Raw genomic sequence first — 15,120 nt, forward strand, 5'->3', positions numbered from 1 at the left:
CTGAAGGGCTGACCGCCTACTCTTCCCGTTCCCAGTCTTTATGCTAGTTATTACTTAGTACAATAATACCTTCAGTATTATCCCTAGTCAACCAGCATATACACAAACCTGTCAACGGATGAAACTTAAGGCTTACTCCCCGCTCCAGATCACCTGAACCACATTGAAGCCCTGGCGGCTGCCCGTTCCGGGAGCCCCGTCCAAGGTAACAGCAAACGTGCTTCCTGAATCAATAATCTGGAAGGCAGCTGCAGAGACTTCTTCCGATTTGGACGTGGCGCCCTTTTGGGCGAAATAGTCCTTATACGTATTGCCCAGCGCCTCCAGCCCCTGCTTGGTGGTGTAGCTGAAGGTAGCGGACGGCTTGCCGGTCGCCGAGCCTTCGATCAGATCATAGATTTTGGCATCGGCGGGAAGCGGGAAGTCCGCCGGCAGGCTCTTCGGACGCTTTACGGCTTCCGTGGCCGTTCCTGCGGAGGTGCCGCCTGTGGAAGTGCCCGTAGACGCAGAACCGCCGCCGATAATGACCTTGCTGGTTGCGGCATCGTAGGTGACCGGGGTGTTCAGCGCTTCACCAATCGAGCGTACCGGCAGATAAGTGATACCGTTATACGTGATCGGGGCAAGCGTTTTACCGTTGCCGTCCTTAGGCGTATAGGCTTGGCCGTTCACGACGATTCCAATCTTGTTGTTCAGCGCCGCTTTGATCTGCTGCAGACCGCCGGCGGCATAGGCACCAGCGGACACAGCCAGCGTTAAGCCGAGTGCGGCCGCAGTAGCCGTAACTTTTCTCTTCATCTGGATCTCTCATCCTTTCAGAGGTGGGGGATTCCGGCGCAGAGCTGCCACGTTCTGTGATGTATGTAATGCCGGTTAGGGACTATTACCCCCGGCTACATGGTTTGTAAACCAAGGGCGGAGATACAGCTCATCACCTCGCGCTGGCCGGGTGTAATCGGTTTTTCGATTACATTTGCTCCACGCACCCACACCACGCCCAATGTAATCGGTTTTTCGATTACATTGGGCCCACGCGCCCCCGCCAAGCCGAATGTGATCGGTTTTTCGATTACATTGGGCCCACGCACCCGCGCCACGCCAAATATGATCGGTTTTTCGATTACATTCCGCCCACGCACCTCCGACACGCCGAATATGTTCGGTTTTCCACATACATTCCGCACAAGCACCTATCCGCCTCAACAGACGCCGTCACACACAAAAACAGAAACAGCCCCGTCCATAAGGCAGGGGCCCTTCCTGTTACAATTCTGCATTTTCGTCTCACGCGAGCCAAGCTCAGGGAATATACAGCACCTGTCCCTCTTCCACGACCTGCCCGGAGAGGCGGTTGTACATCGACAGCTCCCGGGTGCTGAGCTGATATTTCTCGGCGATCGTATCCAGTGTCTCCTCGCGCTGGACGATGCAGAGCCGTACCTTGCGGAACATCTCTGAGCCGCCAAGCCCGCCGATGAACCGGCTTTTCCACTCGGTATCATTGCCAACCTCCGGAGCCTCAGCCGCGGCCTGGGAAGCCGCCTCGTCCGCTTGCAGATTCTCCTGCTCCCTGTTGACCCGGCTGGAGCTGAGCAGCGAGGAGAAGGTCAGCGGCTCCTGCCCGGCAGCGCCGGGGTCCTTCTTGCTGCCAAGCGCAACCTTGAGATCCTGCTTCTCCTCCTGGGGAGGCAAGGCTTCCGATGACAGGAAGACGTCGTTGTCCGCAGCTTCAATCTCTTCCCCGCCCTCCTTCCCGGCCAGCAAGGCAGCAGCGTCACTGGCAGCATTATTGAGAACCGGCTCCGCATCGGGAACGGCATGGAGATTCGCATGACTCCAGTGATCTACCGGGCTGGCGGCAGACTGACCGGCACTGCCTCCTGTGTGATCCGAAGGCGAATCCTTCTGGGCTGCCGCTGCCGGTTTGCTGGTATTCTGGGCAGCTTGCGGGGCCGCATCCAGGCTATGGGTTCTTGCCTTAGGTTCCTTGTCCTTCGGCTGCGCAGTGACCAGGGCTGCCGGCTGGGTGTACACAGCAGTTTCCGGGAATAACGGATTCGCCGCAGCGTCTGCCGCCTCCACCGCTTCGGCTTCAGGCTGTTCTTCCGCAGAGTTTTCCGCCACCCCTTCACCGTAGGTCCAGAGCGAATTCTCATATAAGGAATCCGTCTCTGAGCTGCCGGCCCGGTCCCCGGCCTTAGCCTTGAGATCCTGGGCCTCCGGCGAATAGGCTACCGTGTATTCCTCCTGCTGCCAGGCGGGCTGGGCATCGGCGCTTCCGATTCCGCGCAGCGAGAGCACACCGGTAATATTAACGGTTCGCATCGTAAGCAGGTCAATATCGAAATTCTCGATCTCCACCCCTATGTCATCCAGTGAGCTGACCCGGGTCAGCGGGACCGTAATTTCAACGGGAATCGCATGCTCCAGACGCTGTGTACGATCGTCCTCCCCCCGGTAGAGTCCGGTCAGGAGCAGCTGTCCATGCAATTCGGCCCGGTCCTCCCGCTGGATCACCTGGATGTCGGGAACGAGCTCGACTTCCTCCAGTTCTGCTATTCCCGGAAGCTCTTCCGAAAGGTGAATGCGTTCATAAATATCAAACCGCAAGCCGTGGGACTGGTCAAACACGGGAAATGTCCTCCTTCTTGGCATAATCTATCCCTGAGACAAGCCCAGAGCATAAGCCCAAAATGTTACTCGACTCATGTATATGCTTCAAACAGGAAGGCATGACAACTTTGCCGCTTCTTCCTGCAGGCAGAAGCCTATTCCTGCGGGACGAGAGCGGTGCGCGCATCCGGGACGGAGTAATGCTGCGGCAATCTGCTGCGCATAAGCTCTGCCAGCGGAAGAGCGCCCCCGCTCCCGGCCAGCACATCGGCCGGATGGAAGGCAGCAGGAAGCGGCCCCCCTGTGCCTCCGGGCATACCTGCAAAGCGGACGGGATCGGGAATGCCCTGCTGTCCTGCCTGCTGCTCTATCGCCTTCTGATACACCTTCAGCGTTCCCGAAGCCATATCATCCAGTGACCGGTTATTCACTGCCCACGCTCTGGCCTGACGGCCGGTGCGCTGCCTCAGCTCCCCGTCGCCCAGCAGCTGCTCCAGCTGCCGGGCCAGCGCAGCGGCATCTCCGGGCGGAACGACCCAGCCGGTCTCGCCTTGCCGCACCATCTCCGGCATCCCCGAGGTTCCGGCGACCACCGGCGCGATTCCGGCCAGCTGTGCCTCCGTCACGGAGAACGGCTGCGTATCCTGCAGCGAGGGCTGCACATAGATGTCTGCCGCCTTCAGCGCCGCAGGAATATTATCCAGCTTCCCCGTGAAGTAGACCTGCTCCGAGATGCCCAGACGGCGGGTCTGCTCCAGCAGCTCTTCCAGCAGGCTGCCCATACCGGCTACAGCACAGATCCACCGCTGGCACCGCTTATGCAGCATGCCCAGCGCTTCGATCAGCACATGCACTCCCTTGATATATTCCAGCCGTCCGGCATACATGATGACCGGTATTCCGTCCTGGAATTTGAGCGGCGCAGGCTCCGCCGCTCTGGCCACATATTCCTCCAGATTCACCCCATAGGGCAGGGTATGAATACGGCCAGGGCTGACCCCCAGCTCCCGGGTAAGCTGTCCAATCCACTGCGAAGAGACCAGAATCTGATCGGCTGACCGGGCACCCAGCGTCTCAATCCGGCGGAAATACCTCCAGATGGGCCGCTGCTCATACGCTTCCCGGGTCAGCCCCGGCTCCAGCCCCCTATATTCATAGAATGTCTCCAGGGAGAGCGCTCCGTGGACACTGGTGACCAGCGGAACCGGACGGCGCAGAATCCGGCGCAGCGCATACGAAGCGATCGGGTCCTGGGCATGAATGACGTCATAGTCCTCCAGCCCCAGCACCGCAGCCCCCCCTTCAAATACGTACCGCCCCAGCTCGAAGCTGAAGATCCCGTGCTCCAGGTGCATCGAAGGGAAGCGGATCGCATCGAAATGCGGCAGCAGCAGCGTGTAGAACGCTTTTTTATCAAAAGACTCCGTGCGGTCCAGCAAATAAAGCGTATTGCTCTCTACATGACTTCCCATCATGGTCACGGAATGGCCCTGTGCACCCAGCTTCTCCGCCAGCTGCTTCATATACGTCCAGATCCCGCCCAGATTGGTGAGTCCCCAGTAGGTAACCAGCAGTATCTTCATGCATCCCTCTCCCCGGCTATAGATTCATATAAGTTCAGGAGCGGACTGCCCCTTCTAGTCAGAACAGTATATGAACGGTATAGGCCGGATGAAATGGACAAATGTCCGTCCGGTATATTTTTCGAAATAACTTTTAATCAGGAATCATCTTTTCGGGTATAATCGGTATAAATCCTGAAAGGAATCTTCTGTCATGTCCAAAGCAAGGGTATTTGACCTATCCCTGTTCTTCGCCTCCCTGGCTATAGCCTTCATTCCTGCACATGCTGTAGTCCTGGATGGTACATATATGAAAGCGCTGCTGCTCTACACGATATTTTCCAGCATTTATTTCCAGTTGCGCATTGTGACCCGGAGCGGGAACTCCACGATTGATTATGCAATCAGCTATACGTCCTCATTCGGGATTTTTGCCGGCCCGCTGGGGACATTGATATTCGAGACGGTGTACCGGTCGATTGTATATATCTATAAAAAGAAAACAAAAACCGCCGATCCCGGTGAATTCCTCGACACCTTCTACAATATCGGCTCCTTCACACTGGGCGGGTCTGCGGCGTATTATTTGTACACGCTGCTCAAGCCTCTGGCGGACAAGCTTCCCTTCGGATACTGGGTGCTGTTTCTTCTGGTGGTCTGTGTCACTACGCTGCTGTCGTCCGCGTTCCTGGTGATCACCTTCGCGCTGTCGGGAGACATCAAGACCCGCCGCGAAGCGGAGAATCTGCTGTTCCGCAGCCGGAATCTGCTGGACTTCAGCAAGGTCGCACTGACCAACGCCCTGCTGCTGCGGCTGCTGCAGATGGAGAAATGGGAGATGCTGATTGCGCTGTTCCTGCTCAACTACATTGTCAGCCTCTCGTTCTATTCCAAGTCGCAGAGTGCCCAGCACAAATATGAACGCGACAAGTTCGAGCAGATGGCCTACCGCGACTTCCTCACCGGAACCTACAACCGGGCGCACATGGACAAGATGATGAACGAGCTGAACCAGAGCGGGGAATATATCGGCATTGTTGTGGCAGACATTGACCGCTTCAAAAAAATCAACGACTCCTACAACCACGCCGTCGGCGACCGGGTCATTGTCCATTTCGCCGATACGCTGGAGCGCCACCTTCAGCCGGAGGACATTCTGTTCCGCAGCGGCGGGGAGGAGTTCACCCTGTTCCTGAGGAACAAGACCTTCGAGGAATGCAGGGCGCAGATTGAGGAGATTCTGGACAGCCTGCACGGCAATAGCGTAAGTGCCGAATTCGAGGAGCAGACGATCTCTGTACCGTATTCGGCTTCCTTCGGGCTCTATTATTACAAGGCGGACCCCGGACACAAGACCTCTATGGAGAAAGGTTATGTCTACGCCGACCAGCTCCTGCTGGAATCCAAGAAGCTGGGCCGCAACCGCCTTTCGTACCGCAATGACCTGGGAGCTTAATCATCTGCACATCAAAAAGAGCCGCTCCTCCGCGATATGGAAGAACGGCCCTTCGGGTGTGCATCCCGCTTATAAATCAGCTGCCTTAAAGGTATCTCCGCCGGCAATCGTGCCGGATTCATAGCCTTTGTAGAACCAGCGCTTGCGCTGCTCGGACGTTCCGTGCGTGAAGCTGTCCGGCACCACATACCCCTGCGCCCGCTTCTGGATCGTATCATCCCCGACGGCGCTCGCCGCAGTCAGCGCCTCATCCAGGTCTCCCTCCTCCAGCAGATTCTGGCCCTGAACATGATGCGCCCACACTCCGGCATAATAATCGGCCTGCAGCTCGAAGCGGACCTGATATTTGTTGAATTCCGTCTCGCTGAGGCGCTGGCGCAGCGAATTCAGCTGCTCGGAAGCACCCAGCAGAGTCTGCACATGATGGCCCACTTCGTGGGCGATCACGTACGCCATAGCGAAATCTCCCGGTGCCTGGAACTGCTGCTGCAGCTCGTCATAGAAGCTGAGATCAATATACAGCTTGGCATCTCCCGGACAATAGAACGGCCCGACCGCCGAGCTGGCGGTGCCGCAGGCCGAATTCACACTCCCGCTATACAGCACCAGCGTCGGGTCCTGATAAGTCATCCCCTGCTCCCGGAAAATCTCCGACCAGACATCCTCCGTATCAGCCAGGACGACAGATACGAATTCAGACAGCTCCTTCTCCTGCGCGGTCTGCTCATACGGAGCGCTTGAGTTCGTAGCGGGGCCCGTTGAGATCAGATTCCCCATAATATCCCCGATATTCCCGCCGCTCAGCAGCGTAACAATTACGATAACCACGATCCCGGTGAGTCCGCCGCCGACCAGCTTGCCGCCGCCCATGCCTCCGCCTCCGCGGCCTCTGCGGTCCTCCACATTTGAACTGCCTCTTCTGCCCTGCCACTTCATAGTCTAACCCCCAGTTATCGATTGCGATGGCTTCCTGTATTATAACTTAATACTGTTATACCCATAATCCCGGGGGTTCCACTCTCTCCATACGGATAAGAGGATAAGATAAAGACCCCTTCACAGCCGCAGCCGCTTAGGGGTCTTGTCATTGGAAACTGAAATGGGGGAATTACTTGGCTGCTTTGGCTGCGTCAAGAATAGCCTTCAGGTAGCCCTGGGTGTCCACCAGCGTTGCACCGCTGACCGCATCAACCACTTGCTCTTTGGTCTTCTTAGTCAGAGTAGCTTCCAGAGATTTGATCGTTTTGCCGGTTGCGAATTTCTCGATAGCAGCCATGTTCTTGTCATAGGATACAGTCGATTTGGCTTCTTCCTTCATGTGCTCGCTGTAATATTTGGCATTAGCCTTCTTGGAGGCCAGCACCATGCTCGGATCCTTGTAGTTCTGACCGAAGTCCTTATCGGAGTTAGGCACGCCCTTGGCCACATCGGTGCTCAGGAACTGATAATCATCCAGCGAAGCAGCGACAATCACGCCATTCTGTACCACTGCCACAGCTACGGTGAAGCATTTGGTGCCATGGGCAGCCGCTTCCACCCGGCCTACCTTGAGCGGTGCGCTTGCTGCCGAAGTAACGTTGTTCAGGACACCGCTGCTGCCTACTCCGACAATGGCCAAAGAGATACCGGCTGCGAACAATAACTTTGTAACTTTTTTCACAATAATTCCCCCAGTGATTGTTATGAAATTCGCTTACATACTATATTTATCAAGTTATTGGACAGGCGTCAGTTACAAATGTTACTCGGAAAATGAAAATAATTGGCAGAAAAAGAAAAGCCAAGCCTATCCTCCGATATTAGAGGGTTATGGCTTGGCTTATCATCAAACTTATAGCCTGTACAACTGGTCTCCGCTGCTGATTCGTTCACGCAAGAGAAGCATATCCTCAGGCCAGAGGTCAGCTACCTCAACCGGCTTCCGGGTCCAGGGGTGGGCATACACCAGCTTCTCGCCATGCAGCGCCTGGCGTTCCGGGGTGCTGTCTGGAACACCGGCTGAACGCCAGCCGGGTCCGCCGTACAGTCGGTCCCCGAACAGCGGATGACCCGCATGGCTGAGATGCACACGGATCTGGTGTGTCCGGCCCGTCTCCAGCTCCAGCTTCACTACCGTCCCGCCGGGCAGCGCTTCGCGCCCTATGATTCGTGTCACAGCCTCCTGCCCGCCCGGAGATACCCGCCTGCGTGCTGCATTATGGCGGTCCCGCCCGACCGGCGCATCAATCACTGTCAACTCCGGCGGAACAGTGCCTGCCACAATCGCGGCATAGAGCCGGGATACGCCCTTGCCGCGCATCTCCTCATCCAGCACCAGCTGGGCATAGTCGTTCTTCGCATACAGCACAGGCCCGGTGGTGTCCTTGTCCAGCCGGTGAATATGGCGGACAGCGATTCCTCCGCCCGAAGCGGCATAGTGCGCTGCCACAAGATGATCCAGCGTGACCGCTGTACTGCTGCCGTCGGGGTGAACCGCCATACCGGCGGGCTTGTGGACGACCAGGCAGAAGTCATCCTCGAACAGCACCTCCATGCCCGTCTCCTGCCATACAGGCTCAATCCCTGCTTCCTTGCCCGGGAACAGGGCCAGCCGCAGCCGGTCGCCCCTCCACTGGATGCCGCCCCCGCGGAGCAGCCGGGCGTGCAGCTTCGCGGGCATTCCGGCGGTGCCGAGCAGCCAGGCATCAATAGCGGCCTGCTTGTCAGCCGCCCCCGTAATGACCCGGCCCGGCATCACCTCCAGCCATTCCCCGCGCCGGGTCCACTTGCCGCCTCCGGCGAAGGGGCCGCTGGCGGCATCCCTTCCGTCTTGGCCCGCGCCGCCGCCTTGCTGGCCGGACAGCTCCTCCGGTCCGGCCGTCATAGCGATTTCAAGGCCTGGTAGTGGGCCTCAATCGTATCATCAATATCCTGCTCGCTGTGTGCGGCGGATACGAACATTCCCTCGAACTGGGAAGGCGGGATGCTGATGCCCTGATCCAGCATTTTGCCGAAGTAGCGGTTGAAATGGTCCAGATTACTGGTCTTGGCTGTATCGAAATTAATCACCGGCTCACTGGTGAAGAACGGGCACACCATCGAGCCGACACGGTTAATTGTCAGCGGGACGCCTGTCTCCTGCGCATTGCGCTGCAGGCCGGCCGCCAGTCTCGCGCCAAGCGCCTCCAGACGGGTGTACACCTCAGGAGTCAGCAGCGACAGCGTGCTGTAGCCCGCGGCCATCGCCAGCGGATTGCCGCTGAGCGTGCCTGCCTGATAGATCGGACCGGACGGGGCGATCTGGGCCATAATTTCTTTTTTGCCGCCATATGCCCCTACAGGCAGACCGCCGCCGATCACCTTGCCGAAGCAGGTCAGATCCGGGTCCATCCCGAACAAGCCTTGCGCGCAGCCCCGGTCGACCCGGAAGCCGGTCATCACCTCGTCAAAAATCAGCAGTGCCCCGTACCCCGTAGTCACCTTGCGCAGCCCCTCCAGGAAGCCCGGCAGCGGCGGCACCACGCCCATATTCCCGGCGATAGGCTCAACGATCACAGCAGCGATCTCGTTGCCGTAACGCTCAAACGCGATTTTGACCCCTTCCAGGTCATTGTAAGGCACCGTAATGGTGTTGACCGCAACACCTTCCGGCACGCCCGGGCTGTCCGGCAGCCCCAGGGTCGCCACCCCGGAACCGGCCTTGATCAGCAGACTGTCGGCGTGGCCGTGGTAGGAGCCTTCGAACTTGAGGATTTTGCTGCGGCCGGTATAGCCGCGGGCCAGACGGATCGCGCTCATCGTAGCTTCTGTTCCCGAGTTCACCATCCGTACAATATCCACCGAGGCTACGCGCTCTACCACGGCTTTGGCCATTTCTGTCTCCATCAGGGTAGGCGCGCCGAAGCTCGTCCCCTTCACAGCAGCCTCCTGCAGCGCCTTCACCACCTCAGGATGGGCATGTCCCATAATGAGCGGTCCCCACGAACACACATAGTCAATGAAGCTGTTGCCGTCGATATCGTAGATTCGCGAGCCCTCGCCGCGCTCCACATACACCGGAGTTAATCCTACGGATTTGAACGCCCGGACCGGACTGTTCACTCCGCCGGGAATATATTGCTTGGCTTCTTCAAAAGCGGTCCGGGAAGCCTCCTCCCGGCGTCTTAGCGGCGTATTGCCCATACTTGTCCCCTCCTGCTCCTAGCCGCGCAGCCAGCGGGCTGCGTCCTTGGCGAAATAGGTAATAATTACATCGGCACCGGCGCGCTTCATGCCGGTCAGCATCTCCAGCACAACCGCCTGCTCATCGATCCAGCCCTGCTGTGCCGCCGCCTTGACCATCGAATATTCACCGCTGACGTTGTAAGCTACGAGCGGCAGATCGAACTGGTCACGGATGGTGCGGATCACATCGAGGTAGGCCAGCGCAGGCTTCACCATCAGCATGTCCGCGCCTTCCAGCACATCGGAATCCGCTTCGCGGATGGCTTCCCGCAGGTTGGCCGGGTCCATCTGGTATGTTTTGCGGTTGCCGAACTGCGGGGCGGAATCCGCCGCTTCCCGGAACGGGCCGTAGAACGCGGAGGCGTATTTCACGGAATACGACATGATCGGCACATGCTCGAAGCCGTTCTCGTCGAGTCCGGCGCGGATTGCCTGCACAAAGCCGTCCATCATATTGGATGGGGCAATAATATCCGCTCCTGCCCGGGCCTGTGACACCGCTGTGCGGGTAAGCAATTCCAGCGATGCATCGTTGATAACATCACCGTGCACTACACCATTAACCGTATGGGTATGCACCATACCGCAGTGGCCGTGGTCGGTGAACTCGCACAGGCAGGTGTCGGCGACGACCAGCAGGTCGGGATGCCACTTTTTGATCAGGCGCGTGGCTTCCTGCACAATTCCGTCATCTGCGAAGCCGGAGGAGCCGACCGCATCCTTCGTCTCGGGAATGCCGAACAGCAGTACCGCCGGAATGCCCAGCGACGCAATCTCGTCCACCTCGGCCTTCAGGGTGTCCAGCGAGAAATGATACACGCCGGGCATGGAGCTGATCTCATTCTTCACACCGGTTCCATAGGTTACAAAGATCGGCTGGATGAAATCCAGCACATTCAGCACCGTCTCGCGCACCATGCCGCGAATCCCGGCCGAACCGCGCAAGCGGCGGTGTCTGGTAATTGGAAAGCTCATGATCTGTAAACCTCCTGTTTAGTAAATAAATACACACATCATCAAGTCCGCTGCAAATCCGGTCATAGAGCAGAGCAAATGGCTCTACCCGCCAGCGGACCGATTCTCTAATGGAGCCTGGTGGTTTCGTTCCAGCGGCAAAGCTCCTGCACCAGCCCCTCGATGGTTGCCTCATCCGGGAGCAGGCCCGGGGTGAGTCCGGCTTCCACAGCCGTCTGCTCCGTGACCGGCCCGATGCAGGCAATCTTGACGCCCGCCAGCAGCGCAAGCGGATCTTCCAGCCCCATCCGCTTCAGGATGCCGAGAAAATTGCGCACCGTGGATGAGCTGGTGAAGGTCACGGCATGAATCCGCTTCTCTTCCAGCAGCTTCACCAGCTCTATATCATCCTCGCCGGTAATGACCGTCTCATACGTATCCACCTCGGTCACCTCCAGCCCCAGATCCCTCAGCTTCGCAGGCAGCCAGTCGCGGGCCAGATCGCCGCGCGGCAGCAGCACCTTCTGCCCCGGCATAAGCTCCGGACCAAAGGCCTCGATCAGCCCTTCGGCCTGGAAGCGCGCCGGCAGCTCCTCGGCAATCAGCCCGCGCTCAGCGAGCGCCGCGGCGGTGCCCGGTCCTACGGCGCAGAGACGCGCCCCGTGCAGGGCGCGGATATCAGCCTTCCGCTGCGTCAGATGCCGCATGAAGAAGTCGACGCCGTTCGGACTGGTGAAGAATACCCAGTCATAGGAGGCAAGCGAGCCAAGCGCTGCGGCGATCTCCGCCTGCTTGTCCGCATCACGCTGCATGACCGTCTCAATGACCGGGAACTCGTAAGGCTCGCCGCCCAGCTCCTCGATCCGGTCGACCAGCTCACTAGCCTGCGCCCGCGCCCGCGTTACGACAATCCGCTTGCCGAACAGCGGCAGCGCCTCCACCCACATCAGATGCTCGCGCTGGAGCACGACATCGCCGACCACAATGACCGCCGGCGGCTGGAAATCCGCCGCCTTCACCTTCGCTGCAATGTCGGCCAGCGTACCGGTCAGCGTCTCCTGGTCGGCGCGGGTTCCCCAGCGCACCAGCGCCACCGGGGTCTCCGGCGGACGGCCGTGCTTCATGAGCTGGTCGCTGATGTAGCCGATTTTGGCGACCCCCATCAGGAACACCAGGGTGCCTGTAGCGTTCGTTACTTTATCCCAATGAATCGAATGATCCAGCTTATCGGGGCTCTCATGTCCGGTAATAATCGACAGGGACGACGACGCCTCCCGGTGGGTCACCGGAATCCCGGCATAGGCCGGGACACTGATGGCCGAGGTAATCCCCGGTACAATCTCGTAGTAGATGCCATGCCGGCGCAGCAGCTCCGCTTCTTCCCCCACGCGGCCAAAAATCACCGGGTCCCCGCCCTTCAGCCGCACCACTGTCTTGCCCTCTAAGGCGAGATCGACCAGCAGCTGATTGATCTCCTCCTGCTTCATCGTGTGGCGGTCCGGGAGCTTGCCGACGTATATTTTCTCCCCGCCCGGCTTCATCCACTTCAACAGTCTTGGACTGGCCAGCCGGTCATAGACCAGCACATCGGCCTTGCGGATACACTCTAGCCCTTTCACTGTAATCAGCTTCGCATCCCCCGGGCCTGCACCTACCAGATATACCTTCCCCGCCATCTCCGTCATCCCCTTATCCCTTTACACATACTCTTCCGGTCCTGCACGCCGCTTCTTGGCAGCGGGTTGCGATTATCTCCGTCTCCCCTACATTTACTGCTCCTTAGCATCCGCCAAAATCTTCTCCGCCCCCCGGCCAATCAGCTTGCGGGCCACCTCTTCGCCCACCTGCACCGGATCATCCCCGGAGCAGGTCTCCTTCAGGATCACCGACCCGTCCGGCGTTCCGACCATGCCGGTCAGCGTGATCTGCGGCTGCCCGGCTTCGCCTTCCGTCCCAAGGACAGCGTAAGCGCCGATCGGCACCTGACAGCCCCCGTTCAGGGCGCCGAGGAACGTCCGCTCGGCCGCCACGGTAAGCGCCGTATGTTCATCATTATACAGCGAGAGCAGCCTGCGCAGCTCCTCATCGTCCTCGCGGCATTCGATGCCGAGCGCCCCCTGGCCGACAGCGGGCAGGCAGACCTCAGGCGGCAGGTAGGAAGTGACCCGGTCCTCCCAGCCCATGCGCGACAGCCCGGCAGCTGCCAGCAGGATCGCGTCGTATTCGCCGCACTCCAGCTTCTTCAGCCGGGAGTCGATATTACCGCGTACCGGCTCGATGAGCAGATCCGGCCGGAGCGCCGCCAGCTGGCTGGAGCGCCGCAGGCTGCTGGTGCCCACACGCGCGCCCTGCGGCAGCCCGTCAAGGCCCGCCCCGCTGCTTGAGACCAGAACGTCGCGCGGATCTTTGCGCCGCGGCACGGCCCCGTTGATCAGACCCTCCGGCAATTCGGAAGGCATATCCTTCATGCTATGTACGGCCATATCAATAACCTTATCCAGCATCGCCTGCTCAATCTCCTTGACGAACAAGCCTTTGCCGCCCACCTTGGACAGCGTAACATCGAGAATCCGGTCACCCTTGGTCACAATTTTGTGCACCTCAAAAGTAAACGCAAACCCATGCTCCCCGCTCAGCCGCTCCAGGTCAGCAATCACCTGCCCCGTCTGCGTCAGCGCCAGCGCACTTTGCCGGCTGCCCACTATAATCTTCCGCATGAACCATTCCCCCTGTTCCAGTCCTGTTCAAGTCAGTTCTCTTACCCCCAATTGTGCTGGGTTTGCCCGTTTTGAGCGGCTTGGGGTGGAAACGCCCAGCTCAGCTGCTGCTTTGGGCGCTTCCACCGCCTACTCCTCCCGGTTGCCTGCCACCCAGGCTTCAATCTCCTGCGGTGTCCAGGGGATGAAGCTGCCCTGCTGCATCTCCTGCAGCACCGGCAGCTTCGCCAGCCGCCGCAGCAGCCGCCCGCGCGTCTCTGCGTCAGGCACGAGCCGCTTAATCTCCGTCCGCAGCTCATGCAGGAAATCCAGGTAGGGCTCGTATTCCTCGCCCAGCAAACCCGCAATCCGCTGCGTAATCTCCGCAGCAGCAGACGGTCCCGCCCCGGAGGTCGAGACCGCAACCGTCAACCGCCCGCGGCGCAGCACGCCGGGCGTAATGAAGCTGCCAGCCTCCGCGTGGCTGGCCACATTGCAGGGGAGCCCCAGCCTCCTGGCTTCCCCTGCAACCGCCTCATTCACCGCTCGGTCATCGCTCGCGGCGTAGACCAGGACTGCTCCCTGAAGGTCTCCGGGAGCATACGGGCGGCTGATCCATTCCAGCCGCCCCTGGTCAGCCATCGCTGCCAGCGGACCGCTGAGCGAGGGGCTGATTACCGCCAGCTCCGCGCCTGCATCCAGCAGCGGAGCCGCCTTGCGCGCAGCCACCGCCCCGCCGCCAACGACCACCACCCGCCGGCCTTCCACATCCAGCATAATCGGCAGATACTTGCTCATCCCGCTCACTCCCCGCCCCACCCATGGAACTCCGACCAGGAGTTCAGCAGGAAATTAAGGATAATGAAGCCATACCCGGCAATCGCCCAGCGGGCCATTACGGACCCGCTTCTGCGGCCGGAGGCCTTCAGGATGAGGTAGACGATGTAGACGCCGAGGCCCGTCAGCGTAGTCAGCACCTTCGTATCCTGGAACAGGAACGTCTGCCCTTCCGCGATGATCGACAGACCGGCGAGCACCAGCGAGGCCAGCAGCAGCGGGACCCCGGCCAGGATGGCCGTGAATGAATATTTATCCATCGTCTCCAGGCTGGGCAGCCGGCGGATGCGGTCGTCCCACTTCTTGTGCTTCAGCCGGCTGTGCAGGAATAAATACATTATCGCAAATACCGTCCCCAGTGTCAGTGCGGCAAAGCTCAGATTCGCCAGCATGACATGCATCGCCAGCCAGCCATGCACAGCGCTCCAGCTCTGCAGCGTATGATCCTCGGCCCTCAGCCAGACCCGGTTCAGCAGGAACACGCTGAAGCCGGCCATGCTGAGCAGCAGGACGGTGAATTCACCGCCGCGGGTAAAAGTCACCGCGAATGAGGTGACAACCATGCTGAACGCGAACCAGAAGAGGAAGTCATAGGGCGTGAAGATCGGCAGCCCGCCCTCCTGGGAGAAGCGGATGCCAAGGCCCGCAAGCTGAAGCAGGCCCACAACAGCAAGAAGCCCTGTGCCTAGCCGCTTACCGCCCGGATTGCGCTTCAGGCAATCCGAGAAAACAAACAGCAGGCTCAGGGCATATAGCAGCAGAGCGGCATCATATATTCCGTTCAGCAACAGCATGTCGC

Annotated in this window: 13 protein-coding genes and 1 other annotated feature (1 of these 14 cut by a window edge); of the genes, 1 reads left to right on the top strand and 12 read right to left on the bottom strand. The window is 59.4% G+C overall.

Translation table 11 applies throughout. The features are described from left to right. Positions 1-42: a binding site (T-box leader), on the bottom strand (it extends 239 nt beyond the left edge of the window). A 90-nt stretch (positions 43-132) separates the two neighbouring features. From MHI24_RS09395 to MHI24_RS09405, 3 genes are all read right to left on the bottom strand, one after another. Next, positions 133-798 (bottom strand): stalk domain-containing protein, encoded by a 666-nt coding sequence (locus MHI24_RS09395; protein ID WP_340025363.1) that lies wholly within the window; start codon positions 796-798, stop codon positions 133-135. 501 nt (positions 799-1,299) lie between these two features. Next, positions 1,300-2,631, bottom strand: coding sequence for a LysM peptidoglycan-binding domain-containing protein (locus tag MHI24_RS09400; RefSeq protein ID WP_340025364.1), 1,332 nt, complete (start codon positions 2,629-2,631; stop codon positions 1,300-1,302). Positions 2,632-2,768: 137 nt separating this feature from the next. Then, the gene (locus MHI24_RS09405) at positions 2,769-4,196 is read right to left on the bottom strand and encodes a glycosyltransferase family 4 protein (RefSeq protein WP_340025365.1); all 1,428 of its coding nucleotides are present in this window, start codon (positions 4,194-4,196) and stop codon (positions 2,769-2,771) included. A 193-nt stretch (positions 4,197-4,389) separates the two neighbouring features. On the opposite strand from MHI24_RS09405, the gene MHI24_RS09410 reads away from it, so the two are divergent. Then, positions 4,390-5,631: a GGDEF domain-containing protein gene (locus MHI24_RS09410; RefSeq protein WP_340025366.1), complete on the top strand. Its 1,242-nt coding sequence runs from the start codon at positions 4,390-4,392 to the stop codon at positions 5,629-5,631. Between the two features lie 69 nt (positions 5,632-5,700). On the opposite strand, the gene MHI24_RS09415 is transcribed toward MHI24_RS09410, so the two are convergent. The 9 genes from MHI24_RS09415 to ccsA all read right to left on the bottom strand — a co-directional run bounded on the left by MHI24_RS09415 (position 5,701) and on the right by ccsA (position 15,115). Next, the gene (locus MHI24_RS09415; RefSeq protein WP_340025367.1) at positions 5,701-6,567 is read right to left on the bottom strand and encodes a neutral zinc metallopeptidase; all 867 of its coding nucleotides are present in this window, start codon (positions 6,565-6,567) and stop codon (positions 5,701-5,703) included. 172 nt (positions 6,568-6,739) lie between these two features. Beyond that, positions 6,740-7,291, bottom strand: a complete 552-nt coding sequence (locus tag MHI24_RS09420) for a hypothetical protein (protein ID WP_340025368.1) — start codon at positions 7,289-7,291, stop codon at positions 6,740-6,742. Positions 7,292-7,462: 171 nt separating this feature from the next. Next, complete coding sequence (locus tag MHI24_RS09425) at positions 7,463-8,365, bottom strand: RluA family pseudouridine synthase (protein WP_340026644.1); 903 nt, start codon at positions 8,363-8,365, stop codon at positions 7,463-7,465. A 125-nt stretch (positions 8,366-8,490) separates the two neighbouring features. Further along, the gene (hemL, locus tag MHI24_RS09430) at positions 8,491-9,792 is read right to left on the bottom strand and encodes a glutamate-1-semialdehyde 2,1-aminomutase (RefSeq protein ID WP_340025369.1); all 1,302 of its coding nucleotides are present in this window, start codon (positions 9,790-9,792) and stop codon (positions 8,491-8,493) included. Positions 9,793-9,810: 18 nt separating this feature from the next. Further along, complete coding sequence (hemB, locus tag MHI24_RS09435; protein WP_340025370.1) at positions 9,811-10,809, bottom strand: porphobilinogen synthase; 999 nt, start codon at positions 10,807-10,809, stop codon at positions 9,811-9,813. 107 nt (positions 10,810-10,916) lie between these two features. Beyond that, positions 10,917-12,464 carry a uroporphyrinogen-III C-methyltransferase gene (cobA, locus tag MHI24_RS09440; protein ID WP_340025371.1) on the bottom strand — a complete coding sequence of 516 codons (1,548 nt, stop codon included), beginning with the start codon at positions 12,462-12,464 and terminating at the stop codon, positions 10,917-10,919. A gap of 93 nt (positions 12,465-12,557) precedes the next feature. Then, on the bottom strand, positions 12,558-13,505 hold the full coding sequence (gene hemC, locus MHI24_RS09445) for a hydroxymethylbilane synthase (protein WP_340025372.1): 948 nt from the start codon (positions 13,503-13,505) through the stop codon (positions 12,558-12,560). A 129-nt stretch (positions 13,506-13,634) separates the two neighbouring features. After that, the gene (locus MHI24_RS09450; RefSeq protein ID WP_340025373.1) at positions 13,635-14,282 is read right to left on the bottom strand and encodes a bifunctional precorrin-2 dehydrogenase/sirohydrochlorin ferrochelatase; all 648 of its coding nucleotides are present in this window, start codon (positions 14,280-14,282) and stop codon (positions 13,635-13,637) included. Between the two features lie 5 nt (positions 14,283-14,287). Continuing rightward, positions 14,288-15,115: a cytochrome c biogenesis protein CcsA gene (gene ccsA, locus MHI24_RS09455; RefSeq protein ID WP_340025374.1), complete on the bottom strand. Its 828-nt coding sequence runs from the start codon at positions 15,113-15,115 to the stop codon at positions 14,288-14,290. Positions 15,116-15,120: the final 5 nt, after the last annotated feature.

Origin of the sequence: Paenibacillus sp. FSL K6-1096, from assembly GCF_037977055.1 — a bacterium.
Lineage (GTDB): Bacteria > Bacillota > Bacilli > Paenibacillales > Paenibacillaceae > Paenibacillus_AQ.

Bases quoted from the DNA above. Each gene is read 5' to 3' on its own strand.
- ccsA (WP_340025374.1), bottom strand. From the start codon at position 15,115: ATGCTGTTGCTGAACGGAATATATGATGCCGCTCTGCTGCTATATGCC.
- cobA (WP_340025371.1), bottom strand. From the start codon at position 12,464: ATGGCGGGGAAGGTATATCTGGTAGGTGCAGGCCCGGGGGATGCGAAG.
- hemL (WP_340025369.1), bottom strand. From the start codon at position 9,792: ATGGGCAATACGCCGCTAAGACGCCGGGAGGAGGCTTCCCGGACCGCT.
- MHI24_RS09425 (WP_340026644.1), bottom strand. From the start codon at position 8,365: ATGCCGGGCCGGGTCATTACGGGGGCGGCTGACAAGCAGGCCGCTATT.
- MHI24_RS09415 (WP_340025367.1), bottom strand. From the start codon at position 6,567: ATGAAGTGGCAGGGCAGAAGAGGCAGTTCAAATGTGGAGGACCGCAGA.
- MHI24_RS09405 (WP_340025365.1), bottom strand. From the start codon at position 4,196: ATGAAGATACTGCTGGTTACCTACTGGGGACTCACCAATCTGGGCGGG.
- MHI24_RS09395 (WP_340025363.1), bottom strand. From the start codon at position 798: ATGAAGAGAAAAGTTACGGCTACTGCGGCCGCACTCGGCTTAACGCTG.
- hemC (WP_340025372.1), bottom strand. From the start codon at position 13,505: ATGCGGAAGATTATAGTGGGCAGCCGGCAAAGTGCGCTGGCGCTGACG.
- hemB (WP_340025370.1), bottom strand. From the start codon at position 10,809: ATGAGCTTTCCAATTACCAGACACCGCCGCTTGCGCGGTTCGGCCGGG.
- MHI24_RS09410 (WP_340025366.1), top strand. From the start codon at position 4,390: ATGTCCAAAGCAAGGGTATTTGACCTATCCCTGTTCTTCGCCTCCCTG.
- MHI24_RS09450 (WP_340025373.1), bottom strand. From the start codon at position 14,282: ATGAGCAAGTATCTGCCGATTATGCTGGATGTGGAAGGCCGGCGGGTG.